We start from the raw sequence: 2,914 nt of genomic DNA on the forward strand, positions 1-2,914 counted from the left end.
TTTCGGAGACTTAGGTGCATCTGCAGCCGAAAGTATTTACTTCACGGATATATTCTACTTTGTTGATGTTGCGTTATTATTTTTCGGAGACTTAGGTGCATCTGCAGCCGAAAGTATTTACTTCACGGATATATTCTACTTTGTTGATGTTGCGTTATTATTTGCGGCAATTAAATGGTTGCCGAAAGTGACAGAAGTTGCAGTAAGACCAGCTATCCGTAGAGCATATTTTGTGTTGGCAGCAGCAGTTTTATTCCTGAACTTAGGATTAGCAGAAACTGAGCGTCCACAATTGTTAACTAGAAGTTTTGACCGTGAATTATTAGTGAAGAATATCGGAATGTATAATTATCATATATACGATGTTTACATTCAATCGAAATCTCATGCACAGCGAGCATTAGCTGATGGCAGCGAACTAGTAGAAGTCAATAACTATGTTCGATCAAATCAAGCAGAACCTAATTACGAAGTATTTGGTACTGCTGAAGGCAAAAACTTAATTGTTGTTTCACTTGAATCACTTCAAAATTTTGTAGTGAATGAAGAAATGAACGGTGAAGTTATTACACCTTTCTTGAATGAATTAACGAAAGACAAAGATACGTATTACTTCCCGAATTTCTACCATCAAACAGGATTGGGAAAAACTTCCGATTCTGAATTCGTGGTAGAGAATAGCCTTTACCCATTAGGTGGAGGCGCAGTGTTCTTTACGAATAGTGGGAACACTTACAATTCAATGGCCGAATCATTAAATGAAAAAGGTTATTTCACAAATGTCATGCATGCGAATAACAAGAGTTTCTGGAATCGTGACATTATGTATAATGCCTTGAATGTTGAAAAATTCTATGATGTGGAAAGTTACGATATTGCTGAAGGCGATTCAGTTAACTGGGGAATGAAGGATATACCTTTCTTCGAACAATCAGTTAATCATATGGCTGAAATGGAACAACCTTTCTACTCACGATTGATTACATTGACGAATCATTATCCTTTCCATTTGGAAGAGAAAGATCAATTTATTCCTGAATACAATTCAAATTCAGGAACATTGAATCGTTACTTCCAGACAGTACGTTACATGGATGAATCAGTGAAATCTTTATTTGAAGACTTGAAAGCTAAAGGGTTATACGAGGATTCAATCATTGTCATGTACGGTGACCACTATGGTATTTCTGAAAACCATAATGAAGCTATGGCACAATATTTAGGAAAAGAAATTACACCTTTTGAAACTGCTCAATTACAGCGGGTACCAATGTTCATTCATATTCCCGGATCCAACCAGGGTAAAGTTGTTGAAGAAGTTGCTGGTCAAATCGACATTCGTCCAACTATTCTACATTTATTGGGTGTAGACACAAGTAAAGATATGCAAATGGGTGCAGATATCTTTTCTAAAGACCATGAAGAATTTGTTGTATTCCGTGATGGCCGCTTTGTTACTGATAAAGTGGTTTATGCAGGAAATGTATGTTACGACAAGGAAACTGGTTTAGAAACAGAGGCTAAAGCTTGTGCACCTTACATTGAACGGGCGGCAGAAGAACTTGGATACTCAGATCAAATCATCAATGGGGATTTGCTTCGTTTTTACGATGAAAAAACAGGCAACCTGCTAATTGATGAGACTGCTGAACGTAAATAATGTATTCTGTTAAAAACGTCAAAAAGTGTAGAATCACTTTTTGACGTTTTTTTTATTTATTGAAACACATATCGATTCTATACGTACTACTTGTATATAGGAAAGGGGGAGTGGTGATGAGACGAAGCATTCGATACTACAGTATATTTCTTTTGCTTCTTTTAACAAGTTGCCAGCAGAATCTCTCAGAACCTTTCTTACCAGAAAAATCAATTTCCCCTGAACAAGAACAACCGAATAAAGAAGAAGATACAATTTTACCTCTATCAGAGCTGAACGGGAATTTTGAAAGTGTGATTGGCTGGCTTTCTAATGAAGAGATTCTCTATATAACAAGACAACAATCAGACTATCAAATTAATTCCTATCATATTGAAACCGGGGTTAACAAAATAATCTTTACTATTTCAGAACCTATCATCGAAGCGAGGATTCATCCGAACTTGTCTAAAATTGCTATTGTAACATCCAATAATTCATTGAGCGCGTCCATACATTTTTATTCGTTGGCAGGTCAGGAATTGGACAAGTTGACGATCGAATCATCCGAATTGTATTGGGACTGGCATCCAACTCAAGATGATGAAATTTTTTTCAGTGCATTTTATGAAGACTGGACGTTTGATTCTTTTGTCTATTCAAGCGGAACGAAAGAAATGAAACGCTTTGAAACAAATGATCCATTTGGTAAATGGGGAAAAGAATCCTCTATATACACTATTAATTGGCCAGAAAACGATTCATTAAGTGGTGGAACATTACGTGAAGTGAATACCGTGACGAAGAAGGAAGCAGAGTCGGAAGCTACCAATATTATTCACGTGTCGGCTACAGATGATGTTGAAGTGCGAGTAAGTATTTCAGATGATCAGCAAAAATTTTTGTACACACTGATACGGTATCGGGATGGGAAATCAACAACGTTCKAATTGCCGTCCATCAGTAATTACTCGCAATGGTTTGTTCCAGAAATAGAATGGCTTAGTGATGGAACTATGTTGACATATGAAGCGTCTCAATCAGGTTTAATGGATGATATCCCATCAGACTTTGATCTTGTCCAATTGTCTATTACTGAGCCTATGAAAACAATCTTGAAAGGACCTTATGAATCCTTTTCGTGCAATCCATCTGGCCAATATTGTTTAACAGGAGTTCAATTAGAAAATTTGCTAAAGGTTAAAAGTGGTGAAACATTGCCTTGGATTACATTGCAGGAATAATAAATATAGTGCCCACGTGCCACTATTAATC

2 protein-coding genes are annotated in these 2,914 nt (G+C 36.7%); both read left to right on the forward strand.

Annotation, left to right across the window (positions count from 1 at the left end; all coding sequences use genetic code 11):
- Nucleotides 1-1,660 (forward strand): LTA synthase family protein (locus AC1DSL_RS16930; RefSeq protein WP_477533105.1); only part of this gene is annotated, 1,660 nt, incomplete at its 5' end.
- Nucleotides 1,661-1,776: 116 nt separating this feature from the next.
- Entirely contained in the window at nt 1,777-2,883 is a 1,107-nt protein-coding gene (locus AC1DSL_RS16935) for a YqgU-like beta propeller domain-containing protein (RefSeq protein WP_477533106.1), read from the forward strand.
- Nucleotides 2,884-2,914 lie beyond the last annotated feature (31 nt).

The organism is Paenisporosarcina sp. P4_D4, from assembly GCF_056401835.1.